The sequence below is a fragment of the Paraburkholderia sp. EG287B genome, assembly GCF_040965595.1.
Lineage (GTDB): Bacteria > Pseudomonadota > Gammaproteobacteria > Burkholderiales > Burkholderiaceae > Paraburkholderia.
This window is the reverse complement of record NZ_JBFRCG010000057.1, coordinates 1-5,129: the sequence shown is the minus strand read 5'-3', so window position 1 is coordinate 5,129 and position 5,129 is coordinate 1. Positions and strand designations below refer to the sequence as shown.

Here is a 5,129-nt window from a genome sequence, read left to right as displayed (position 1 = left end):
TGATAAAGCGATTTTCTTTTCTTCATCGTGGCATCTTACGTGACTACCTCGCCAACGTGACAGTGCCCGTCGTTGTCCTGATCACCCCCATTCTTGCGTATGAAGCTCTTGTGTCCAGCCCACGCCTGGATTGGGGGGCCGTCCACGCTGAAATGCTCACCTGAGAGCAGGCACTTCTTCTCGGCAATGGCCACCACTTCGTTGAAGAATTCGATGACGGCGTCGTGTTTGATCAGGCGTTCGAGGTTCTTCGTGAAGACCGTGGGCACCCAGAGCTCGTCATCCATTGCCAGGCCGATGAACCAGCGAAAAAGCAGGTTATATTGAACCTGCCCCGGCCTGCATGCCGGGAAGGGATAGCTCTCCGTGGGCAGCATGGCCTTCGCCCGCCTCTCCTTTCGATAACGCTATCATTGTGTTTCCCTAACGATCGTTACGTTGAACGAGTTGGCCATGGCGATATCGCTGCCTGCTGCCGCACCCCTAATTTCTCTCTTGGCCAGCATTTTTTGTGCCAAGTATGCATGAGGCGGCAAATCCCAGGTCAGTTCGGTATTCCAGCGAGTCTTCCGAAGCGGAAGCTTCAATGTTCTCAACGTCGCATTTGCGACAAATGCCACAGCTCACCGCATCGCATGGCTGGACGCCTACATGGTCGCGAAGTCGCGCGACAATGGGCCGGCCAACATTTGTCGCTGACCGGCCGTGCTGCTTGACGCTCTCTAGCCAGGCGTTTCCTCGAGATGTCCGGCGCTCCTTGTGCAAAGCCGAGTTCAACCGTATCAGCAGTCATCGCAAGAGAGGTTGCTGATTTCGATCGTCATTTGACGGAGGTTCGCGGGCTTTCCGATAGTTTGTCACCTGACGAGATTCGCCGGTTGCTCAATGCCTTCGACCGAAACAACGCTACCGGCATGTCGTGAGCAAAGACGTGAAACGCGGGGCTGGGGTTTGTAAATAGTTTTTTAAGGGTTTGTATACGTGTGAAAGCGTTGCTAGGAATGGGTTTGCGGCGCATTCGTCTGACGTTTACCCACTGAAAAATGACGTTTTCCCACTTAGTCGGGCGAATTCCCACTGTTGTCCACAGGCATCTATTCTGACGTTTTCCCACTAGCAGAGGATAGTTCTGACGGGTTCCCCCATCCCTTTCTGATTGTATCGAAAGGTGACAGAATGCGGGCTTTCTGTCACCGTCGAATCGGGTCAAGTTAGGAAGCGTCAGAATGAAAGTACCGGCAACACTTCAAGAAATGCACGGTATCGCTCTCTCCGAGCGGTACGTTAACATGAGCAATGCCCTCACGCGTGCCGCCCAAGGCCTCAAACTGATCGAGAAGCGGCTGATATCTGCCGCGATCGCTCAAAGCGATTCGGTCGAACTGCGCAAGCTGGCGGCTGCCTTGGGACCAAACGAGGGGTGGCGGGTAAAACTGTCCGCGCAGGAATACGCAGCGGCCTTTGACGTCGACCAGCCGACGGCTTACGTGCAGCTTCGGGAGGCCGCAGAGTCGATCTTTAACAAGTACATTCGTACCGTAGAACAGACACGCCGGGGCGAAAAAAAAAGAGCGCAAATACCGGTGGGTCTCCGGAAATACGTATCACGAAGGCGAGGGCTGGGTCGACGTCAATTTTTCGCCTGAGGTCGCGCCATTCCTGTTGGGCCTGCGCACGGAATTCACAACCTACAAGCTCAAGCATACCGCCGCGCTGCGGTCCGTCTACTCGTGGCGCCTGATGGAGATGTTCGCCCAATATCGGGACACTGGCCTGGTGCGTATTAGCTTCGACGACTTTTGTCATGCGATGGATGCGCCCCCGAGTTGTGTCAAAGACTTTGGCCAGATGCGACGACGCGTAATCGACGTCGCCGTCGACGAGCTGACCGGCAAGGATGGCCTGCTTATCGAGTGGAAGCCAACCAAGCAGGGCGGCCGAAAGGTCACTGGCGTGGAGTTCCGGTTTCAGCCGAATCCGCAACTGTTCCTTTTCTGACACCAACTCATGACGCACGACTAGAAGGTGTTAGGCACTTTCGGTCAGACCTGGTAACCTGGCGGAATGAAAAAGCGCAGGCCTCACCCAACGGATGTATCGGATGGGCACTGTCACGTTGGCGAGGTAGTCACGCAAGATGCCACGATGAAGAAAAGAAAATCGCTTTATCACGGCCACCGGTTCCCGGCGGCAATCATTAGTCTCGCGGTTCGGCGGTATTTACGGTTCCAACTCAGCCCGAGTGATCACTGGTGTCCGGTTTATTTGAGGCCAGCAGGCCGGAGAGGGGCGGCTGACGCGGGTTTCGAGGATTTTTTTGGTGTCCACGATTTGAATTTCGATTCCAGCATTTGCGATCCTTTCGGGTTTGAACAACCCCGGGGGAGCACATGAACGTGAGCAAGACACTGTTCGCGCAAGTCATGGAGTTCGTGCCGTGGAAGACGTTCGGCCGGATCATCGATCGACATGGCGGCGACGCGGGAGTGCGTACGCTGGGCTGCGCCGATCTGTTCCGTATCATGGCCTTCAACTGACGTGGCGCGAATCCCTGCGCGACATCGAGGTTTGCCTGACGGCAAATCGCGGCAAGCCGTTTCATATCGGATTGAAGAACGTCCCGGCGCGCTCGACGTTGTCGGACGCATTGAACCTGCGCGACTGGCACATCTATCACGAACTGGCGATGCGACTGATCGGCCGGGCCCGGGCGCTTTACGCGTCCGAGTCGCTGGACATCGATCTCGATGCGACCGTCTACGCACTCGATTCCACAACTATCGACCTGTGCCTGTCTCTGTTCGATTGGGCACCGTTTCGCAGCACCAAGGCAGCGGTCAAGATGCACACGCTGCTGGATCTGCGTGGTGCGATTCCTGCCTTCATTCACGTGAGCGACGGCAAGATGCACGGCGTTGGCGTGCTCGATTTCCTGCCCGTCGAAGCGGGAGCTTTCTACGTCATCGATCGCGGCCATCTGGACTTCGAGCGACTGTACAAACGGCATCAGGCAGGCGCTTTCTTCGTCACGCGCGCCAAACGCAACATGAATGCGCGTCGCGTCTACTCGGCTGCCACCGACCGCAGCACAGGTGTCATTTGCGACCAGAGCATCGCCTTGAATGGCTTCTACGCTTCGCAAAACTATCCCGAACACTTGCGCCGTGTTCGCTTCAAGAACCCAGAATCCGGAAAGACCCTGATCTTCCTGACCAACAATGCAGCGTTGCCACCCTTGACCATCGCCGGCCTGTACCGAAACCGTTGGCATGTCGAACTGTTTTTCAAGTGGGTCAAGCAGCATCTGCGCATCAAGCGCTTTCTCGGCACAACCGAGAACGCGGTGAAGACGCAAATCTGGTGCGCCGTCTCCACCTACGTACTGATCGCGATCGTCAAAAAGGAGCTTCAACTCGATGCCTCGCTCTACACATTGCTACAGATCTTTTCGGTGTCCGTTTTCGAGAAAACCCCTATTTCAGCGGCCTAGCCAAACCTCGCCGTCCGACCACGTGGCCATATAGCGCTGACCGTGAATATACATGTATGTCTGGGGCACGTAATGGGTTGGCATCAAGTTATTATTCTCCAGCACGCCGACGAGCACGTTCGAAGCACGTTGGCTGCCGTGCTGCCAGTCGTCGCCCACGGAACCGCTGATATCAGGGTAAGAGGGCGGCGGCGGGTTCCAAAAAGGTTGTGAGCTTTCCATATACGGCTGGCTCACCTCTTCACCTGGCGTCTGATAGTGAGGCCATGAAATACCCTCAAAAAACGATGATGGAGGAGAAGTGGCACCAAAACCGGCCTGACCATATTGATCGGCCGGCGAGGCCCAGGCGCCTCCCCCCCAGCCAAGGATCCGGCGGGTTCCAAAAAGGTTGTGAACTTCCCATATACGGCTGGCTCACCTCTTCACCTGGCGTCTGAAGCTGAGGCCATGGAATGCCCTCAAAAAACGATGATGGAGGAGAAGTGGCACCAAAACCGGCCTGACCATATTGATCAGCCACTGAGGTGCCTCCCCCCCAGTCGGCGGGTTGCGAGGGCCCAGCATCCGGCTGAGCCTGCTGCTCTCCGAGCCCCATCCCCCGCAGTGCCGTGATTGCTCTCCGTAGTTGCGACCCCCTTGAATTCGGGTCAGCAAGATACGTATGGATATCGTTGTCCAACGCGTGTATGCGCCCATTGATTGCCGGCAAGCCATTGAGTCTCAGCCACGCGCTAAAGTTGCGAATAACAGGTGCGTAAATGCGGCGATATGAGTCATATTCACTCCCATCAAGCGAATCAATAAGAATGCGATCTTCCTCATATGCACCACCGGTTGCATACTCACGCGCGGCCGCCAGTGCGGCTCGTACCGTTCCTCTTTTGAAGAGGCCACTATCGAGTCTCTTGGCCACCTCATCCAGTTCGCGGTCAGCAAGTCGGCCTGCGAAACCAGGGCGCTGATTGGAGGTAAGTGCGTTACTCAACTTTGCCAGTCCAGAAAGATGATTTCTGAGCGTGCTATCACCCATTTCCCCCTTTTTTTGGCCGGCCTTAAAGTTTTCAACAAATTCTTTGTCATCCGCATTATGAATATCGGCGGATTTTTTTCGCATAAAAAATTTGGCGGACTCCCCCGACCTGTTCCCCGGCCCTACTTTCCCGCTCAAGCTGCAAGTCACTCAAGCCCTGCATCACTCCCGCCGGCTGCGCAAATTCGTGCGCTGGAGACCCCGGCCGAGAGTTGGGGGGGCACCTCTTGCCGCACCTCATCCTGCTCTTGCAGTGCCGCGTAGGTCTGCATGAACCCTTCTGTGTCCCAAATATTCCATGAATTGCCGTCCAATGTATCTTCCTCGTGAACAACGAACCCGAGTGTGAACAGCTTATCTGCCCCCCCCCCCGAATTGACGTGGACTTTACGCGAAGTTAAGTGCGTTGAAACGAAGTGAGGAAGTTGCTGCCCACAGCGTAGCTAACGACCGCGGCAGAGAACCGATAACAGTGGGTTCTGGTAATCATGTAGCCGGCCCCTCGCGGTTGTGGTGAAGCGGCGGGCGTAGAGTTGAGGGGCACTGTCACGTTGGCGAAGTAGTCACGTAAGGTGTCACGATGAAGAAAAGAAAATCGCTTTATCG

General features: G+C 55.8%; 4 protein-coding genes and 4 pseudogenes. 5 read left to right on the top strand and 3 right to left on the bottom strand.

What is annotated here, in order from left to right:
• Positions 1-65: 65 nt before the first annotated feature.
• Positions 66-332, bottom strand: a pseudogene (locus AB4Y40_RS42540) (transposase); the annotation flags it as partial.
• An 894-nt stretch (positions 333-1,226) separates the two neighbouring features.
• Between AB4Y40_RS42540 and AB4Y40_RS42535 the strand changes: the two are divergent.
• From AB4Y40_RS42535 to AB4Y40_RS42515, 5 genes and pseudogenes are all read left to right on the top strand, one after another.
• Positions 1,227-1,646 carry a replication initiation protein gene (locus tag AB4Y40_RS42535; RefSeq protein WP_368692958.1) on the top strand — a complete coding sequence of 140 codons (420 nt, stop codon included), beginning with the start codon at positions 1,227-1,229 and terminating at the stop codon, positions 1,644-1,646.
• Positions 1,636-1,692 (top strand): annotated as a pseudogene (locus tag AB4Y40_RS42530) (hypothetical protein); the annotation flags it as partial. The gene AB4Y40_RS42535 and the pseudogene AB4Y40_RS42530, both read left to right, overlap by 11 nt.
• A gap of 48 nt (positions 1,693-1,740) precedes the next feature.
• Positions 1,741-1,998 carry a replication initiation protein gene (locus tag AB4Y40_RS42525; protein WP_368692959.1) on the top strand — a complete coding sequence of 86 codons (258 nt, stop codon included), beginning with the start codon at positions 1,741-1,743 and terminating at the stop codon, positions 1,996-1,998.
• Positions 1,999-2,145: 147 nt separating this feature from the next.
• A pseudogene (locus AB4Y40_RS42520) lies at positions 2,146-2,238 on the top strand (IS6 family transposase); the annotation flags it as partial.
• A gap of 152 nt (positions 2,239-2,390) precedes the next feature.
• Positions 2,391-3,478 (top strand): annotated as a pseudogene (locus AB4Y40_RS42515) (IS4 family transposase); the annotation flags it as partial.
• Here the strand turns inward: AB4Y40_RS42515 and AB4Y40_RS42510 are convergent.
• Positions 3,479-3,727 carry a hypothetical protein gene (locus AB4Y40_RS42510; protein ID WP_368692957.1) on the bottom strand — a complete coding sequence of 83 codons (249 nt, stop codon included), beginning with the start codon at positions 3,725-3,727 and terminating at the stop codon, positions 3,479-3,481. It abuts the pseudogene before it with no gap.
• Between the two features lie 40 nt (positions 3,728-3,767).
• A complete protein-coding gene (locus tag AB4Y40_RS42505) occupies positions 3,768-4,607 on the bottom strand; it encodes a hypothetical protein (protein ID WP_368692956.1) in 840 nt (279 codons plus the stop codon).
• Between the last annotated feature and the right edge of the window lie 522 nt (positions 4,608-5,129).

Coding starts and splice junctions, on each gene's coding strand:
- AB4Y40_RS42535 (WP_368692958.1), top strand. CDS start 1,227: ATGAAAGTACCGGCAACACTTCAAGAAATGCACGGTATCGCTCTCTCC.
- AB4Y40_RS42525 (WP_368692959.1), top strand. CDS start 1,741: ATGGAGATGTTCGCCCAATATCGGGACACTGGCCTGGTGCGTATTAGC.
- AB4Y40_RS42505 (WP_368692956.1), bottom strand. CDS start 4,607: ATGCGAAAAAAATCCGCCGATATTCATAATGCGGATGACAAAGAATTT.